Source organism: Stutzerimonas sp. KH-1 (assembly GCF_054483855.1).
Genome location: NZ_CM137011.1, coordinates 3,556,422 through 3,572,493 on the forward strand (window position 1 = coordinate 3,556,422; position 16,072 = coordinate 3,572,493).

The window sequence follows — 16,072 nt, forward strand, 5'->3', positions numbered from 1 at the left end:
ACCCGCGTCCAGGCAGGTGATGACCAGGCGCGTCTGTCGTTATTCGAGATCGTGGTGATCAACGACGGTTCGAAGGACCGCACCCTGGCCGTGCTCATCGAGGAATTCGACCTGGTGCCGCACCCCGAGCCGCTGCGCCAGGCCGTGGCCCACCAACCGGTGCAGGCCATCTATCGTTCGCGGCGCTACGCCAATCTGCGGGTGGTGGACAAGGCCAACGGCGGCAAGGCCGATGCGCTGAATGCCGGTATCAACGCGGCACGCCATGGACTGTTCTGCGGCGTCGACGCCGACTCCATCCTGCAGCGCGACAGCCTGCTGCGGGTGGTCCAGCCGTTCCTCGAAGACGAGCGCACCATTGCCGCCGGGGGCACGGTGCGCATCGCCAACGGTTCGCAGGTGCGCGGCGGTTTTCTCATCCGCGCCGGGCTGCCGCGCAACTGGCTGGCGCGCTTTCAGATCGTCGAGTACCTGCGCGCCTTTCTGTTCGGCCGTCTCGGCTGGTCGCCGCTCCGCCGTGCTGATCATCTCTGGCGCCTTTGGCCTGTTCGACCGCGAACGGGTGATGGCGGTCGGCGGCTATCGCACCGATACCGTTGGCGAGGACATGGAGCTGGTGGTGCGGCTGCACCGTTATCACCGCGAGAAGCGCATTCCCTACCGCATCCGCTACCTGCCGGACCCGATCTGCTGGACCGAATGCCCGGAAGACCTCGGCACCCTCGGCCGCCAGCGCAGCCGTTGGCAACGCGGCCTGGCGGAAAGCCTGAGCCGGCATGCACGGCTGGCCTTCAGCCTGCGTGGCGGCACGCCGGGCTGGCTGGCCTGGCCGTTCATGGCGCTGTTCGAATGGATCGGCCCGCTGATCGAACTGGTCGGCTACGGCTTCATGCTCGCCGGCTTCGCCTTCGGCGCAGTGTCCTACGCGGCGCTGGCGGCCTTCCTGCTGGTAGCGATCGGCATGGGCATCCTGCTGTCGGTCAACGGCCTGCTGCTGGAAACCATGTCCTTCCGCGTCTACAGCCGTCGGCGCGACATGCTGCAGCTGTTTCTGATGGCCGTGCTGGAGAACTTCGGCTACCGCCAGCTGAATACCGTCTGGCGCTGCCGCGGGCTCTGGCAATGGTTCTCGCGTCGCAAGCACCACTGGGGTGCAATGCGCCGCAGTGGGCAGTGGGGGCAAAGCTAGCTGAACGCTCACAAACCGTAGGGTGGATCACGCTTCATCGATCCACCCTGGCTGTGCGGCAAGGTGGATGTAAAAGGCGACATCCACCCTACGGATGCCGTCAGAGCTGAATCCAGGTCGCCTTCAGCTCGGTGTACTTGTCGAAGGCGTGCAGCGACTTGTCGCGGCCGTTGCCGGACTGCTTGAAGCCGCCGAACGGCGCGGTCATGTCGCCGCCATCGTACTGGTTGACCCACACGCTGCCGGCGCGCAGCGCCCGGGCGGTGCGGTGCGCCTTGGACAGGTCGGCGGTCCACACCGCCGCGGCCAGGCCATAGGGCGTGTCGTTGGCGATCACGATCGCTTCCTCGGCGCTGTCGAAGGTGATCACCGACAGCACCGGACCGAAAATTTCCTCCTGCGCGATCTTCATCGCATTGTCGACACCATCGAAGATGGTCGGCTCGACATACAGTCCGCCAGTCTCCTCAAGCGTGCGCTGGCCGCCGATCAGCACCTGCGCACCCGCCCCACGCCCGGCTTCGATATAGCCGAGTACGGTGTTCAGCTGCTGGGTATCCACCAGCGCGCCGACGTTGGTCGCCGGATCAAGCGGATTGCCCGGTTTCCAGCCCTTGAGGGCCTCGACCACCATGGGCAGGAAGCGCTCCCTGATCGAACGCTCCACCAGCAGCCGCGAGCCGGCGGTGCAGACCTCGCCCTGGTTGAAGGCGATGGCGCCGGCCGCGGCTTGCGCTGCTGCTTCGAGATCGGGCGCGTCGGCAAAGACGATGTTCGGGCTCTTGCCTCCGGCCTCCAGCCAGACGCGCTTCATGTTCGATTCGCCGGCATAGATCATCAGCTGCTTGGCGACCCGCGTGGAACCGGTGAACACCAGGGTATCAACGTCCATGTGCAGCGCCAGCGCCTTGCCGACGGTGTGGCCGTAGCCCGGCAGGACGTTGAGCACGCCGACCGGAATGCCGGCGTCGATCGCCAGCTGGGCAATGCGGATGGCGGTCAGCGGCGACTTCTCGGACGGCTTGAGCACCACCGAATTGCCGGTGGCCAGCGCCGGGCCGAGCTTCCAGCAGGCCATCATCAGCGGGAAATTCCACGGCACGATGGCCGCCACCACGCCGACCGGCTCGCGGGTGACCAGGCCGAGCTGGTCGTGGGGCGTGGCCGCCACTTCGTCGTAGATCTTGTCGATCGCCTCGCCGCTCCAGCGCAGCGCCCGCGCGGCGCCGGGGATGTCCACCGCCAGCGAGTCGCCGATAGGTTTGCCCATGTCGAGGGTCTCTAGCAGCGCCAGCTCCTCGCGGTGGGCTTCCAGCAGATCGGCAAAGCGGATCAGCACCGCCTTGCGCTTGGCCGGTGCCAGGCGCGACCAGCTGCCGGCATCGAATGCGGCACGGGCACTGGCCACCGCGCGCTCGGCGTCGGCCTGGTCGCAGCTGGCGACCTGCGCCAGCACCCGCCCGTCCACCGGACTGATGCAGTCGAACTGGCCGCCGTCCGCCGCGGCGCAATACTCACCCTGGATAAAGGCGCGACCTTCGATGTGCAGGTCGCGGGCACGCTGTTGCCAGTCGGCGAGGGTCAGGGTGGGCATGGTGCATCCTCTCTAGTCAGGTCTTCGGGCTGTGGAAAAGGCACCCTAAACCAGCGGCGCGGACCCTATCAATATTTTTTACGAACGGCCGGTCTATCGCCTTGTTTTGTTCGTTTTATTAAACATAGACTCGATGAAAACCCTGCGGCTCGCCGTCGCAGCATAGCCGCTCGCCACCCGGAGCCAGCCCCATGTCACAGGATTTCCATCCCAACGCCTCGCCCGATCACTTCTGGATGCCCTTCACCGCCAATCGCCAGTTCAAGGCCACGCCGCGCCTGCTGGAGAGTGCCGAAGGCATGTACTACACGGCGAGCGACGGCCGCCAGGTGCTCGACGGCACCGCCGGGCTCTGGTGCTGCAATGCCGGCCATGGGCGCCGCGAAATCAGCGAGGCGGTGAGCAAGCAGATCGCCAAGATGGATTTCGCCCCGACCTTCCAGATGGGCCATCCGCTACCTTTCGAGCTGGCCGAGAAGCTCGCCGCCATCAGCCCCGAAGGCCTGAACCGGGTGTTCTTCACCAACTCTGGATCCGAATCGGCGGATACCGCGCTGAAGATCGCCCTGGCCTATCAGCGCGCCATCGGTCAGGGCTCGCGCACGCGGCTGATTGGCCGCGAGCTGGCCTATCACGGCGTCGGCTTCGGTGGCATGTCGGTCGGCGGCATGGCCAACAACCGTCGCGCCTTCGGCCCGATGCTGCCGGGTGTCGATCACCTGCCGCACACCCTCGATCTGCAGCGCAATGCCTTCAGCCGCGGCCTGCCGGAGCACGGCGTGGAGCGCGCCGATGAACTGGAACGGCTGGTGACGCTGCATGGTGCGGAGAACATCGCCGCGGTGATCGTCGAGCCGATGTCCGGCTCGGCCGGGGTGATCCTGCCACCGGTGGGCTATCTGCAACGGCTGCGCGAGATCACCGCCAGGCACGGCATCCTGTTGATCTTCGATGAGGTCATCACCGGCTTCGGCCGCGTCGGCGAGGCCTTCGCCGCGCAGCGCTGGGGCGTCACGCCGGACATCCTGACCTGCGCCAAGGGTCTGACCAACGGCGCGATTCCCATGGGCGCGGTGCTGGTCGCCGACCATCTGTTCGATGCGTTCATGAAAGGGCCGGAAAGCGTCATCGAGTTCTTCCACGGCTACACCTACTCAGGGCATCCGGTGGCCTGCGCGGCGGCACTGGCGACCCAGCAGATCTATCAGCAGGAGAAGCTGTTTCAGAAGGCCATCGACCTGGAGCCCTACTGGCAGGAGGCACTGTTCAGCCTGCGCGACCTGCCCAACGTGATCGACATCCGCACCGTCGGACTGGTGGCCGGCATCCAGTTCGCCGCCTATGCCGATGGCGTCGGCAAGCGCGGTTACGAAGTGTTCCGCGAGTGTTTCGAGAAGGGCCTGCTGGTACGCGCCAGCGGCGACACCATTGCGCTGTCGCCGGCGTTGATCGTCGAGAAGGCCGAGATCGACCAGATGATGGAGTTGCTCGCCGACGGTATACGTAAGGCCGGCTGAGGCTTATCCGGCCTGACGAGCCATTCTCGCCGTATTTGCAGGGAAAACCGGTGGGCTGAAGCCCACCCTACAGGGGGCCGGTGGACGTTCGGTAGGGTGGGCTTCAGCCCACCAATGCCATTGCGGCGCGGTCTCAGAGCGATTCCAGGCAGTCGGCCAGGGTGTCACCGAGACCTTCCAGCAGCTTCTCGTAACCCTGCGCATCCGTCGCCAGGCCGACGCCCAGCACGTCCAGTTCCGCCATCTTCACCGGCAAGCCGGCGGTCAGCGTCTCGACCAGGCGCGGACGCGCCGGCGGTTCGCTGAACACGCAGCTCGGCCCGGCCTGCTGCAGCCGCTCGCGCATCGCCGCCACATGCCGCGCGCCGGGTTGCGACTCGCCACCGGCACTGAACACGCCGGCATGGCGCAGACCGTAGGCCGCTTCGAAGTAGTCATAGGCCTCGTGGAAAACGAAGAACGGCTTGTTCTGCACCTTGCTGAAGCGCTGCTTGAGACGGGCGTCGAGCGCCTCGATGCGCTGGGCGAAGGCCGCCGAGTTGGCCTGGTAGCGCTGTGCGTTGGCCGGGTCGGCGGCGGCCAGGTCAGCGGCCATGCGCTCTGCGATGATCAGGGCATTGGCCGGGAGCAGCCACAGGTGCGCATCGAGCGTGCCTGGGCGATGGTCGTGGTCGTGCTCGTCGGCATGGGCGGTCTCGCCATGTGCGGCCGCTTCATTCCCGTGAGCACCATGGTCATGGCCGTCGTGATCGTCGTGATCGTGATGTTCAGTCTCGTCGTGCGCGTGCGCATCACCAAACCGACGCAGGGTCAGCTTTGGCAGGTCCTGCACCGCCACGGTCGTGCCTTCGCGAGCGCTCAGTGCGCGCGGCAGGAAGCTCTCCAGATCTGGACCGATCCAGTAGAACAGCTGCGCATCGCGGATACGCCGTACATCGGACGGTCGCAGCGAGTAATGATGCGCCGAAGCGCTGGCCGGCAGCAGAACGTCAGGCTCACCGACGCCATCCTGAACCGCCGAGGCGATCAGCTGCAGCGGCTTGATACTGGTCAGCACACGAACTTCGGCGTGGGCGGACGCGGCGCCAGCAACCAGCGCCGCGAGCAAGGGAAGGGAAAAAAGACGATTCACGGGCGTCACTCGTACGGGAGGAATTGGTACATAATAACGTCTCTACCCCAACACGTCGCCGCTCATGTCCAAGACCCCGCTGGCCTGTACGCCCCACGACCATGACCATTGCGTCAGCCATGCGCTGGCCGAAGCCGACAGCCTCTGCGCACGCCAGGGCGTGCGCCTGACCGCGCTGCGCAAGCGCGTGCTGGAGCTGGTCTGGCAGAGCCACAAGCCGCTCGGCGCCTACGACATTCTTGCGGTGCTGAGCGAGCAGGACGGCCGACGCGCCGCGCCGCCCACCGTGTACCGCGCGCTGGATTTCCTCTTGGAGAACGGCCTGGTGCACCGCATCGCCTCACTCAACGCCTTCATCGGCTGCAACCACCCGGAGCATCCGCATCAGGGCCAGTTCCTCATCTGCCGTCTCTGCCACACCGCCATCGAGCTGGAGCGCCCGGCCATCGCCGAGGCCATCGACAGCGCCGCCGGCAGCGTTGGCTTCTCCGTTGAAGGCCAGACCGTGGAAGTCGTCGGGCTCTGCTCGAACTGCCGGAACGCCGCATGAGCGAGGTACTGCTGCGGCTGGATGACATCCATGTGCGCTTCGCCAACCAGAACGTGCTGGAAGGCGCGCAACTGCAGGTGCATCGCGGCGAGATCGTCACCCTGATCGGCCCCAACGGGGCCGGCAAGACCACCCTGGTGCGCGCCGTGCTCGGCCTGCTCAAGCCCGACCATGGCCAGGTCTGGCGCAAGCCGCGGCTGCGCGTCGGCTACATGCCGCAGAAGCTGCACGTCGACCCCACCCTGCCCTTGTCGGTGCTGCGCTTTCTGCGCCTGGTCCCCGGCGTCGACCGCGCCCGCGCCCTCGCAGCGCTGGGTGAAGTCGGTGCCGAGCATGTGATCGACAGCCCGCTGCAGAAGATTTCCGGCGGCGAGATGCAGCGCGTGCTGCTCGCCCGCGCGCTGCTGCGCGAGCCGGAGTTGCTGGTACTCGACGAGCCGGTGCAGGGCGTCGACGTCGCCGGCCAAGCCGAGCTGTACCGGTTGATCGGTGTGTTGCGCGACCGCTACGGCTGCGGTGTGCTGATGGTCTCCCACGACCTGCACCTGGTGATGAGCGCCACCGATCAGGTGGTCTGCCTCAACCGCCACGTCTGCTGCTCGGGGCACCCGGAGCAGGTCAGCAGCGACCCGGCCTTCGTCGAGCTGTTCGGTCAGGACGCGCGCAGCCTGGCGATCTACCACCACCAGCACGACCATAGCCACGACCTGCACGGCAGCGTGGTGACCGGCAAACCCCACGTCCACGGCCCGAACTGCAAGCACTAGACAGAGCATCAGATGCCCGATTTCCTTCTCAACGCCCTGCTCGCCGGCCTGGCCCTGGCGCTGGTCGCCGGCCCGCTCGGCTCGTTCGTCGTCTGGCGGCGCATGGCCTATTTCGGCGACACGCTGTCCCACGCCGCGCTGTTCGGCGTCGCCCTCGGGCTGATGCTGGACGTCAACCTGACGCTGGCGGTGGCCGTCGGCTGCGTGCTGCTCGCCCTGCTGCTGGTGACCCTGCAACAGCGCCAGCCGCTGGCCTCCGACACCCTGCTCGGCATCCTCGCGCACAGCACGCTGTCGCTCGGCCTGGTGTCGCTGAGCTTCATGGATGACGTGCGCATCGACCTGATGGGCTATCTGTTCGGCGATCTGCTCGCCGTCGGGCCGAGCGATCTGGCCTGGATCATCGGCGGCAGCGCCCTGGTGCTGCTGATGCTGATTCCGCTGTGGCGGCCGCTGCTGGCGATCACCGTGCACGAGGAGCTGGCCAAGGTCGAAGGCCTGCCCGTGGCCGGCATCCGCCTGGCGCTGATGCTGCTGATCGCCGTGGTGATCGCCGTGGCGATGAAGATCGTCGGCGTGCTGCTGATCACCTCGCTGCTTATCATTCCCGCCGCCGCGGCACAGCGCCATGCGCGCACGCCGGAGCAGATGGCGCTGGGCGCGAGCATCCTGGGAATCGTTGCCGTGTGCCTGGGACTGACGCTGTCCTGGTACGAAGACACCCCGGCTGGGCCGTCCATCGTGGTCAGCGCCGCCGCGCTTTTCCTGCTCAGCTTCGCCTGGCCGAAACGCGCATGACCGATCTGAAGTACCTGCGCGGCTACCCCGAGCCGCTGCTGGCTCAGGTGTGCCAGCTGATCGCCGAGGACCGTCTGGGCGACTATCTGCAGCGGCGCTATCCCGGCCGGCATCAGGTGCAGAGCGACAAGGCGCTGTACGGCTACGTGCAGACGCTCAAGCACGAGTACCTGAAAAGCACGCCGCCGATCGACAAGGTGCTCTATGACAATCGCCTCGACCTGACCCATCGCGCGCTGGGCCTGCATACCGCGGTGTCACGGGTGCAGGGCGGCAAGCTCAAGGCAAAGAAGGAAATCCGCGTCGCCGCACTGTTTCGCGAGGCGGCGCCGGAATTTCTGCAGATGATCGTGGTGCACGAGCTCGCTCACCTGCGCGAGAGCGAGCACAACCGTGCGTTCTACAAGCTCTGCGAACACATGCTGCCCGGCTACGGGCAGATCGAGTTCGACCTGCGGCTGTTCCTGCATTGGCGGGAGCTGCAGAGCGGCTGACGAGGCGCCCGGCGTGGATGCTGCGGCCAATCCACCCTGCGTATGACCCGGATTGGTCGTATGCGGAGCACAGACGGGCCGGCGATCTGACCGAAAACCGCGCCACGGTGGGCTGAAGCCCACCCTACAGGTGCAGCCCTCGACCGTAGGGTGGGCTTCAGCCCACCACCCCCGCTGCCACGCCAGGCAACGTACCCGGCACCGCGTGGATGGCTTCAGCCATCCACCCTACGCTGACCCGTTACGCCGGGATCGTTGCCGCTACGGCCTCGCGGGCCCAGACCCGATGCTGGCCGAGCGCCTGGGCGAAGTTGCCGAATACCGCATCGACGTCATCGCCTTCCAGCAACCCGGCATCCGGAGTGAGGTTCAGCGTCGCCAGCATCTGTCGCGCGTCGCCGAGCAGTACCATCGGCTTGAGGTGCTTGTAGGCCTCCAGCAGGTAATGCTTGGCCTCGCCGGACTTGGCCATGGCGGCCGCCGCATCGGCACCACCGGGGACGAACACCGCGTCGAACATCACCGAGGGCATGCCATCCATCGCGGCATCGACCGCCAGCATCTGGCCGTCCGCGGTTTTCACCGGGGCCGGCGACGGGCCGATGACCTTGGCTAGCGCGCCCTGCTCGGCCAGCTTGGCCTTGAATGTATCGATCGCCGCACCATCGACGCCGTTGGCCACCAGGATCGCCACCTTGCGCGACTTGATATTGCCCGGTACGTGATTCATCAGGCTCAGCGCCGGCGAACTCTGCGGGGTTGGCGTCTTCGGCGTCACGGTCGGCGCGCTCGGGACCGGCAGGCCGAGGTTCTCGGCAACGCGGCGGGCCAGCTCCAGGTCGATGTTGGCGAGGATCTCGTTGACCTGGCGCTCGCGGATGAACACCCGCTCCACCTTGCCCAGCTCGAAGGTGTAGGCGCCGATGATGTGCTCCTTCTCCGGCTCGCTCATGCTGTTCCAGAACAGCGTGGCCTGGGAGAAGTGGTCGCCGAAGGATTCGCTGCGGTTGCGGATCTTGTGCCCCTCGACCCGCTCGGGATAGCTCTCGAAGCCGCCGCCCTGGGCCGCCGGCGGGGTTTCCTTGGGCCAGCCGCTGTCGATCGAGTTGGGCTCGTAGTTGGCGCGGCCCTTGTTGATCGTCTGGCGATGGAAGGCGTCACGCTGGTTGTTGTGGAACGGGCACAGCGGGCGGTTGATCGGGATCTCGTGGAAGTTCGGCCCACCGAGACGCAGCAGCTGGGTGTCGGTGTAGGAGAACAGCCGGCCCTGCAGCAGCGGGTCGTTGGTGAAGTCGATGCCCGGTACGATGTGGCCGATATGGAAGGCGGCCTGCTCGGTCTCGGCGAAGAAGTTGTCCGGGTTGCGGTTGAGGGTCATCTTGCCGAGCTTCTGCACCGGCACCAGCTCCTCGGGGATGATCTTGGTCGGGTCGAGCAGGTCGAAGTCGAACTTGTGCTCGTCGGCCTCCTCGACCACCTGCACACCCAGCTCCCACTCGAAGTAGTCGCCCATCTCGATGGACTCCCACATGTCGCGGCGGTTGAAGTCCGGGTCCTTGCCAGCGATCTTCAGCGTCTCGTCCCAGACCAGCGAGAAGGCGCCGGCCACCGGCTTCCAGTGGAATTTGACGAAGCGGCTAACGCCCTCGGCATTGATCAGGCGGAAGGTGTGCACGCCGAAGCCTTCCATCGCCCGATAGCTGCGCGGCAGGGCGCGGTCGGACATGGTCCAGAGCACCATGTGTGCGGACTCAGGCGTCAGCGAGACGAAATCCCAGAAGGTATCGTGGGCCGATTGCGCCTGCGGTATCTCGTTGTGCGGCTCGGGTTTCACCGCGTGGACGAAGTCCGGAAACTTTATGGCGTCCTGGATGAAGAACACCGGCATGTTGTTGCCGACCAGGTCGAAGTTGCCCTCATCGGTGTAGAACTTGGTGGCGAAGCCGCGCACGTCGCGCACGGTGTCCGCCGAGCCGCGCGAGCCCTGCACGGTGGAGAAGCGCACAAACACCGGCGTCTCCTTGCCTTCGGCGGCGAGGAACGAGGCCTTGGTCAGCCAGCTGTGGTCGGCGTAGCTGACGAACACACCGTGCGCCGCGGCACCGCGGGCATGCACGATGCGCTCGGGAATGCGCTCATGGTCGAAGTGGGTGATCTTCTCGCGCATGATGAAATCTTCGAGCAGCGAGGGCCCGCGATCGCCGGCCTTGAGGGTGTTCTGGTTGTCGGCGATCTTCACGCCCTGATTGGTGCGCAGCGCCTCGCCAGTGGCGTCGCTGCGAAACGCTTCCAGCTGATCGAGCTTGGCGTTGTGATTGGCGCGGTCGACGGTGTCGGTACCGGCCAGCTCGCTCTGTTGCGGGGTCTTGTCGGTCATGGTGGGCCTCCGTTTGCGGTGAGCGGTACCGCGAACGATCGGCCCGGAACGCGGGGCAGACACATGATCGATTCACGGCGTACCGGTTAGTGACCCCATAGATCGCCGCAAGGTTGCCGCCTGCGACGATTTGCTTTGCCTATCAGCGCCATGGATTTGCTCAATCGCAGCGGCGCAGGCGAGCGACGTCGCCGGCAAACGGGTAGAATGCCGGGCTTTCGCCGATCATCCCGGCAACAAACGTCGCACCCACAAGGTTCGCCCGTGATCGAATTCCATCAAGTCCATAAAACCTATCGGACCGCCGGCCGCGATATTCCCGCGCTGCAACCGACGCAGCTGGAAATCGCCTCCGGTGAAGTGTTCGGTCTGATCGGCCATTCCGGCGCCGGCAAGAGCACGCTGCTGCGCCTGATCAATCGCCTCGAGGAGCCCTCCGGCGGACGCATCCTGGTCAACGGCGAGGACGTCACCGCGCTGGATGCCGACGGCCTGCGGCGCTTCCGCCAGCGCGTCGGGATGATCTTTCAGCACTTCAACCTGCTGATGTCCAAGACGGTGGCCGACAACGTCGCCATGCCGCTGCGCCTGGCCGGCATCCGCTCGCGCAGCGAGATCGACGCCCGCGTCGCCAGCCTGCTCGAACGCGTCGGGCTCAAGGACCATGCACGCAAGTACCCGGCACAGCTCTCCGGCGGCCAGAAGCAGCGCGTCGGCATCGCCCGCGCGCTGGCCACCGAGCCGAGCATCCTGCTCTGCGACGAGGCCACCAGCGCCCTCGATCCACAGACCACCGCCTCGGTGCTGCAACTGCTGGCCGAGATTAACCGCGAGCTGAAGCTGACCATCGTGCTGATCACCCACGAGATGGACGTGATCCGCCGCGTCTGCGACCGCGTCGCGGTGATGGATGCCGGTGCCATCGTCGAACAGGGGCCGGTCACTGAGGTGTTCCTGCACCCGAAGCATCCGACCACCCAGCGCTTCGTCCTGGAAGACGAGGCGATGGACGAAGGCGAGTTGCACGATGATTTCGCCCATGTGCCGGGCCGCATCCTGCGCCTGACCTTCCAGGGCGACGCCACCTACAAGCCGCTGCTAGGCACCGTCGCCCGTGAAACCGGGGTCGACTACAGCATCCTGTCCGGGCGCATCGACCGCATCAAGGACACCCCCTACGGCCAGCTCACCCTGGCGTTGATCGGCGGTGACATGAGCGCGGCGATGAGCCACCTGCAGGCCGCCGACGTGCACGTGGAGGTCTTGCGCTGATGGATGCTCTGTTCACCAACGTAGATTGGTACGAAATCTGGCTGGCCACGCTGGACACCCTGCTGATGCTCGGCGGCTCGCTGCTGTTTACCATTCTGCTCGGCCTGCCGCTGGGCGTGCTGCTGTTTCTCAGTGGTCCGCGCCAGCTGTTCGAGAACAGCCCGCTGTATGCCGCGCTGTCGTTCGTGGTCAACGTGCTGCGCTCGCTGCCGTTCATCATCCTGCTGATCGTGATGATTCCCTTCACTGTTCTGATCACCGGCACCTCGCTGGGCGTGGCCGGAGCCATCCCGCCGCTGGTGGTAGGTGCCGCGCCGTTCTTCGCCCGCCTGGTGGAAACCGCACTGCGCGAAGTGGACCGCGGCATCATCGAGGCGACCCAGGCCATGGGCGCGACGACGCGGCAGATCATCTTCAGTGCATTGCTGCCGGAAGCGCGTCCGGGCATCATCGCCGCCATTACCGTCACGGCCATCACCCTGGTGTCCTACACCGCAATGGCCGGTGTGGTGGGTGCCGGCGGCCTCGGCGACCTGGCCATCCGCTTCGGCTACCAGCGTTTCCAGACCGACGTGATGGTGGTCACCGTGATCCTGCTGCTGGTACTGGTGCAGGTGCTGCAAAGCGTCGGCGACAGACTGGTCACCCACTTTTCGCGTAAATGAACCCAGGGCGAGCGAAACCACGCACGCCGCTCCATCCAAGGAACCGAACGATGAAGAAACTGATTGCCGCCCTGGCCACCGTCGCCGCATTTTCCGCCCAGGCCGCCGAGACCCTGACCGTCGCCGCTACCGCCGTGCCGCACGCCGAGCTGCTGGAATTCGTCAAGCCGCAGCTGGCCGAGCAGGGCGTCGAACTGAACGTGAAGGTCTTCACCGACTACGTGCAGCCAAACATCCAGGTCGCCGAGAAGCGTCTGGACGCCAACTTCTTCCAGCACCAGCCGTATCTGGATGAGTTCAACAAGGGCAAGGGCACCAATCTGGTCAGCGTCGCTGGTGTGCACATCGAGCCCTTCGGCGCCTACTCGAGCAAGGTCAAGTCGCTGGACGAGCTGGCCAACGGCGCCACCGTGGTCATCCCCAACGACGCCACCAACGGCGGCCGCGCCCTGCTGCTGCTGGCCAAGGCCGGCGTGATCACGCTGAAGGACGGCGCGGGCATCACCGCCACGCCGAAGGACATCGCCGAGAACCCGAAGAACATCAAGATCCGCGAACTGGAAGCCGCGACCCTGCCGCGCGTGCTGACCCAGGTCGACCTGGCGCTGATCAACACCAACTACGCGCTGGAAGCCAAGCTGAACCCGACCCAGGACGCCCTGGTCATCGAAGGCAGCGATTCGCCCTACGTGAACATCCTGGTCGCCCGTCCGGACAACAAGGACAGCGACGCCATGCAGAAACTGGCTGCCGCGCTGCATAGCGAGCAAGTGCGCCAGTTCATCGAGGAAAAGTACAAGGGCGCCGTGGTCCCGGCGTTCTGAGCTGACCGCACAACCTGCGTCAGAAACCCCGCCTCGGCGGGGTTTTTCGTTTTCGCCGGCGTCATTGGTGGGCTTCAGCCGGCAGCAGGCAGCAGCACCGATCAGCTCGCTCAGCGCCGCGTCTGCGCCTCGCGCAAGGCCTCTTCCACCTCACGCTCCAGCGCATAGGCCGGGCGCTCCACGGCACGGAAATCCTGCGTATAGCGCCGGGCGAACTCGGCGACGCCCCAGTCCAGATATTGCTCGACGTGCTTGAGCTCATGGGCCCAGAGCGCGACGTTGTCCCGGGCATCTTCCTCGTGGCGGAAGACGATGACGTCGATCAGGGTCACGGCATTGACGTCCGGGTTGCGCAGCAGGGTGTTGCCGGCATTCAGCACTACCTCGTCGCCGACGCGAAAATGCGCACTCTCCAGCACGGCAAGATCGAAATACGGCTCGAGCTGCGAGCGGATGTGCAGCGGTATCGGCTCGACACCACCGGCCACCAGGCGGTCGCGCGACTGCTGAATCCAGCTCTGCAGACCCAGCGTGGCCATGCGCTGCACCCGGTCGTAGACGGCCTGAGGATCGCTGGCGGCGGCGGGCATGCAGAGGCAGGCGCCGCTCAGGCAGATCGGCTGCTGCCCGGGCGGGCAAGCGGTTTGGGCCCATACGGGCAGGGCAAGCAGCGCCAGCGGCAGCAGTGCAAGGCGCAAAAGCGAAGTGAACGACACGGGATGGTCTCGACGGCGAGGGCGATGCGCGCCCCAGGGGCTGCGCACTATAGCCGTGCGCCCGGAGCACGCGAAGAGGGCGCTCAGATCACCGGCGGCGCGGCGCTGACCACACGCAGGGCGAGGCCCTCGTACGGATCGAGATTGATCTGCAGCTCGCAATCGTCGCTGAGGTCGCCCTCCACGCTCTCATGGATGATGTCCACCACCGCGCCGGGCGCCACGCCGGGCAGGCAGATGGTCTCGCTGATCGGCTCGGCGCCGAAGTTCAGCGCGGTGAGCTGTACGCCCCTGCCGGCAGGCAGCTCGTGAACCATCACCAGGAGCCCTGGCGCCTGCACATCGGGAATCAGGATCTGCTTGCTGGCGGCGATGTCGTAGGCCTGGCGCACGCTGAGGATGCGCTTGAGCTGGCAGGCGAAGGACCCCGGGCGCTGCAGCTGCTCGGCCAGGCTGCCGTACAGCGAACGGGCCTTGGGCAGGCCTTCGGCGGAGACCGACGCCTCAGGCGCCAGATCGGCGAGGTCATAGCCGCCGCGATTGATCCAGCGGGTATCGCCGTCGCCCATCAGGTGCTCGACCTGCTCGGGCGCCAGCGGCAGGGCGCCGACCAGATCCCAGCCGGAAAGGGCGAACACGCCGGGCTGCATGGCATTGAACATCACCAGCAGAATGTGCAGACGCTGGATCTGCTCCACCTCGGCCGGGCCGATGGCATCCAGATCGCGAATGTTCAGCGCTGCGGCGATCACGCTGGCGGTGGTGCAGGAAACCCCGTTGGTGACGAACTTGAGGTTGTACGGCGCGTGCTCGCCGGTCAGCCGTTCATACATTTCCTCGCGGATATGTTCGCGCAGGTGGCCGCCGGGCAGGGTCTGGCCCTTGTAGTGGTAATGGTCGTAGGCGTGCAGCGTCCAGAAGTGGACCAGCTCCAGCGTCAGTTCGTCATGGTTCTGCAGCGCATGGATCAGCGACGCCGGGTCGATGCCGAAGGCGTGCACCTCGCGCAGCATCATGCGCAGGAATTCGGTATCGCCGGTGAGCAACGCATGGTGATAGGCCGGGCGGGTGATGAAGTCGTAGGACAGATCGGCCCCGCCGTGGGACATGGCGGCGATGTCGTCGATGGTCAGGTTCAGCTCCTGGAAGCTGAAGCCGCCGGCCTTGCGGATCGCCCCGGCGAGCAGCTGGTTGCCGGTGACGGACAGCGGATGGCCCTCCGACCAGGCAGTGCCCTCGGCGCGCCGTTCCACGCCGAGGAAACCATTGGCGTCCAGGCGCAGCACCCGCGCGCCGGCGACGTCGATCGCGTGCAGCGCATCGCCAATGATCAGCTGCTGCGCGGCAAAGGTCGGGTCGAGCCAGTTCAGCGACGGCTGGCCCTCCTTGAAATAGTGCAGGTAGACCCAGCGGCGCACCTTGCCGTCGACCCCGGTGACCTCGCCGGTGACGCTCCAGTCGGTGTCCTTGATGCCCGGTTCGAAGAAGATCACCCGCTGCAGCTGGCCGACGATGTAATGCTTTTCCTTGAGCCGGTCGACCACTGGCGGCAGCAGGTTGACCGAATCACGCCCGGCCGGCACCTCGGGCAGCAGCTCCCAGTCCTCCTCGCGGATCTCCACCATGTGGTACAGCCCGGGGTAGTCGCCATAGGCCATTTCTGCGAGGCGGAAGTCGGCACCCTTGCCGGTGTGCGCCGGCACGATGTCGTCGATGACGATGGCGTTGTGCGCCGCGGCCACCCGGCTGAGCTGCAGCATCTGCTCCTCGGTCCCCAGGCTCGGGTCGATATCGAAGCTGATGCGGTCGAAGTTGCCGTCGATGGTCGGGGTGAACTCGCGTCCGCGCAGGCCGCCAGAACGCTTCATCGGCCCGTTGTGGATGCCCTGCACGCCGAGTTCGGACAGCGCACTCCAGAGGCGATCGTCACCGAGGGCCTCGAGTACCGTGCCGCCTTCCGGCGTGATGATGGCCGCCGGATAGGCGGTGAACCACACCGAGGCGATGGCGCTGGCATCGCGCGGGCGGGCCTGGGCATAAGGCCGCTGCCAGAGACGCGCCTGACCGGCGTAATGGCGCGACCGCTCGCGCGCCGCATGCAGCATGGACTGGTCCACCAGCCACTGGATATAGCTATCGTCTGGGGTGCTCATTCGACGTCGGTTCCCACTCTGCTA

The 16,072-nt window shown here is 66.2% G+C and carries 13 protein-coding genes and 1 pseudogene; 9 read left to right on the forward strand and 5 right to left on the reverse strand.

The window, feature by feature from the left end:
* Positions 1-42: 42 nt before the first annotated feature.
* Positions 43-1,189: pseudogene (locus tag ACX1DW_RS17105) on the forward strand (glycosyltransferase family 2 protein); the annotation flags it as partial.
* Between the two features lie 100 nt (positions 1,190-1,289).
* On the opposite strand, the gene ACX1DW_RS17110 reads toward ACX1DW_RS17105, so the two are convergent.
* The gene (locus tag ACX1DW_RS17110) at positions 1,290-2,783 is read right to left on the reverse strand and encodes an aldehyde dehydrogenase (RefSeq protein WP_458991973.1); all 1,494 of its coding nucleotides are present in this window, start codon (positions 2,781-2,783) and stop codon (positions 1,290-1,292) included.
* A 191-nt stretch (positions 2,784-2,974) separates the two neighbouring features.
* On the opposite strand from ACX1DW_RS17110, the gene aptA reads away from it, so the two are divergent.
* The gene (gene aptA / locus ACX1DW_RS17115) at positions 2,975-4,300 is read left to right on the forward strand and encodes an omega-aminotransferase AptA (protein ID WP_458991974.1); all 1,326 of its coding nucleotides are present in this window, start codon (positions 2,975-2,977) and stop codon (positions 4,298-4,300) included.
* 133 nt (positions 4,301-4,433) lie between these two features.
* On the opposite strand, the gene znuA is transcribed toward aptA, so the two are convergent.
* A complete protein-coding gene (znuA, locus tag ACX1DW_RS17120) occupies positions 4,434-5,432 on the reverse strand; it encodes a zinc ABC transporter substrate-binding protein ZnuA (protein ID WP_458991975.1) in 999 nt (332 codons plus the stop codon).
* 64 nt (positions 5,433-5,496) lie between these two features.
* On the opposite strand from znuA, the gene zur reads away from it, so the two are divergent.
* From zur to ACX1DW_RS17140, 4 genes are read left to right on the forward strand one after another with little or no spacing between them, the layout of a single operon-like run.
* Positions 5,497-5,982: a zinc uptake transcriptional repressor Zur gene (gene zur, locus ACX1DW_RS17125; protein WP_013981214.1), complete on the forward strand. Its 486-nt coding sequence runs from the start codon at positions 5,497-5,499 to the stop codon at positions 5,980-5,982.
* Positions 5,979-6,749, forward strand: coding sequence for a zinc ABC transporter ATP-binding protein ZnuC (gene znuC / locus ACX1DW_RS17130; RefSeq protein WP_458991976.1), 771 nt, complete (start codon positions 5,979-5,981; stop codon positions 6,747-6,749). Before zur ends, znuC begins: the two co-directional genes overlap by 4 nt.
* Positions 6,750-6,761: 12 nt before the next feature.
* On the forward strand, positions 6,762-7,547 hold the full coding sequence (gene znuB, locus ACX1DW_RS17135) for a zinc ABC transporter permease subunit ZnuB (RefSeq protein WP_156245659.1): 786 nt from the start codon (positions 6,762-6,764) through the stop codon (positions 7,545-7,547).
* Positions 7,544-8,041 (forward strand): YgjP-like metallopeptidase domain-containing protein, encoded by a 498-nt coding sequence (locus tag ACX1DW_RS17140; protein WP_458991977.1) that lies wholly within the window; start codon positions 7,544-7,546, stop codon positions 8,039-8,041. The genes znuB and ACX1DW_RS17140 overlap by 4 nt, the downstream gene beginning before the upstream one ends.
* Before the next feature lie 241 nt (positions 8,042-8,282).
* On the opposite strand, the gene katE is transcribed toward ACX1DW_RS17140, so the two are convergent.
* The gene (gene katE, locus ACX1DW_RS17145) at positions 8,283-10,418 is read right to left on the reverse strand and encodes a catalase HPII (protein ID WP_458991978.1); all 2,136 of its coding nucleotides are present in this window, start codon (positions 10,416-10,418) and stop codon (positions 8,283-8,285) included.
* Positions 10,419-10,682: 264 nt separating this feature from the next.
* On the opposite strand from katE, the gene ACX1DW_RS17150 reads away from it, so the two are divergent.
* The 3 genes from ACX1DW_RS17150 to ACX1DW_RS17160 are packed head-to-tail and all read left to right on the forward strand — an operon-like array spanning position 10,683 to position 13,179.
* The gene (locus tag ACX1DW_RS17150; protein ID WP_458991979.1) at positions 10,683-11,690 is read left to right on the forward strand and encodes a methionine ABC transporter ATP-binding protein; all 1,008 of its coding nucleotides are present in this window, start codon (positions 10,683-10,685) and stop codon (positions 11,688-11,690) included.
* Positions 11,690-12,355, forward strand: coding sequence for a methionine ABC transporter permease (locus ACX1DW_RS17155; protein ID WP_458991980.1), 666 nt, complete (start codon positions 11,690-11,692; stop codon positions 12,353-12,355). The genes ACX1DW_RS17150 and ACX1DW_RS17155 overlap by 1 nt, the downstream gene beginning before the upstream one ends.
* A gap of 50 nt (positions 12,356-12,405) precedes the next feature.
* On the forward strand, positions 12,406-13,179 hold the full coding sequence (locus ACX1DW_RS17160) for a MetQ/NlpA family ABC transporter substrate-binding protein (protein WP_110778603.1): 774 nt from the start codon (positions 12,406-12,408) through the stop codon (positions 13,177-13,179).
* A gap of 110 nt (positions 13,180-13,289) precedes the next feature.
* On the opposite strand, the gene ACX1DW_RS17165 is transcribed toward ACX1DW_RS17160, so the two are convergent.
* Entirely contained in the window at positions 13,290-13,895 is a 606-nt protein-coding gene (locus tag ACX1DW_RS17165; RefSeq protein WP_458991981.1) for an eCIS core domain-containing protein, read from the reverse strand.
* Positions 13,896-13,978: 83 nt separating this feature from the next.
* Positions 13,979-16,048: a maltose alpha-D-glucosyltransferase gene (treS, locus tag ACX1DW_RS17170; RefSeq protein WP_063540285.1), complete on the reverse strand. Its 2,070-nt coding sequence runs from the start codon at positions 16,046-16,048 to the stop codon at positions 13,979-13,981.
* Positions 16,049-16,072: the final 24 nt, after the last annotated feature.

What these genes read in the sequence shown, in the direction of transcription:
- katE (WP_458991978.1), bottom strand. Translation starts at nt 10,418, where the DNA reads ATGACCGACAAGACCCCGCAACAGAGCGAGCTGGCCGGTACCGACACC.
- ACX1DW_RS17140 (WP_458991977.1), top strand. Translation starts at nt 7,544, where the DNA reads ATGACCGATCTGAAGTACCTGCGCGGCTACCCCGAGCCGCTGCTGGCT.
- aptA (WP_458991974.1), top strand. Translation starts at nt 2,975, where the DNA reads ATGTCACAGGATTTCCATCCCAACGCCTCGCCCGATCACTTCTGGATG.
- znuC (WP_458991976.1), top strand. Translation starts at nt 5,979, where the DNA reads ATGAGCGAGGTACTGCTGCGGCTGGATGACATCCATGTGCGCTTCGCC.
- zur (WP_013981214.1), top strand. Translation starts at nt 5,497, where the DNA reads ATGTCCAAGACCCCGCTGGCCTGTACGCCCCACGACCATGACCATTGC.
- ACX1DW_RS17160 (WP_110778603.1), top strand. Translation starts at nt 12,406, where the DNA reads ATGAAGAAACTGATTGCCGCCCTGGCCACCGTCGCCGCATTTTCCGCC.
- ACX1DW_RS17155 (WP_458991980.1), top strand. Translation starts at nt 11,690, where the DNA reads ATGGATGCTCTGTTCACCAACGTAGATTGGTACGAAATCTGGCTGGCC.
- znuB (WP_156245659.1), top strand. Translation starts at nt 6,762, where the DNA reads ATGCCCGATTTCCTTCTCAACGCCCTGCTCGCCGGCCTGGCCCTGGCG.
- ACX1DW_RS17110 (WP_458991973.1), bottom strand. Translation starts at nt 2,783, where the DNA reads ATGCCCACCCTGACCCTCGCCGACTGGCAACAGCGTGCCCGCGACCTG.
- treS (WP_063540285.1), bottom strand. Translation starts at nt 16,048, where the DNA reads ATGAGCACCCCAGACGATAGCTATATCCAGTGGCTGGTGGACCAGTCC.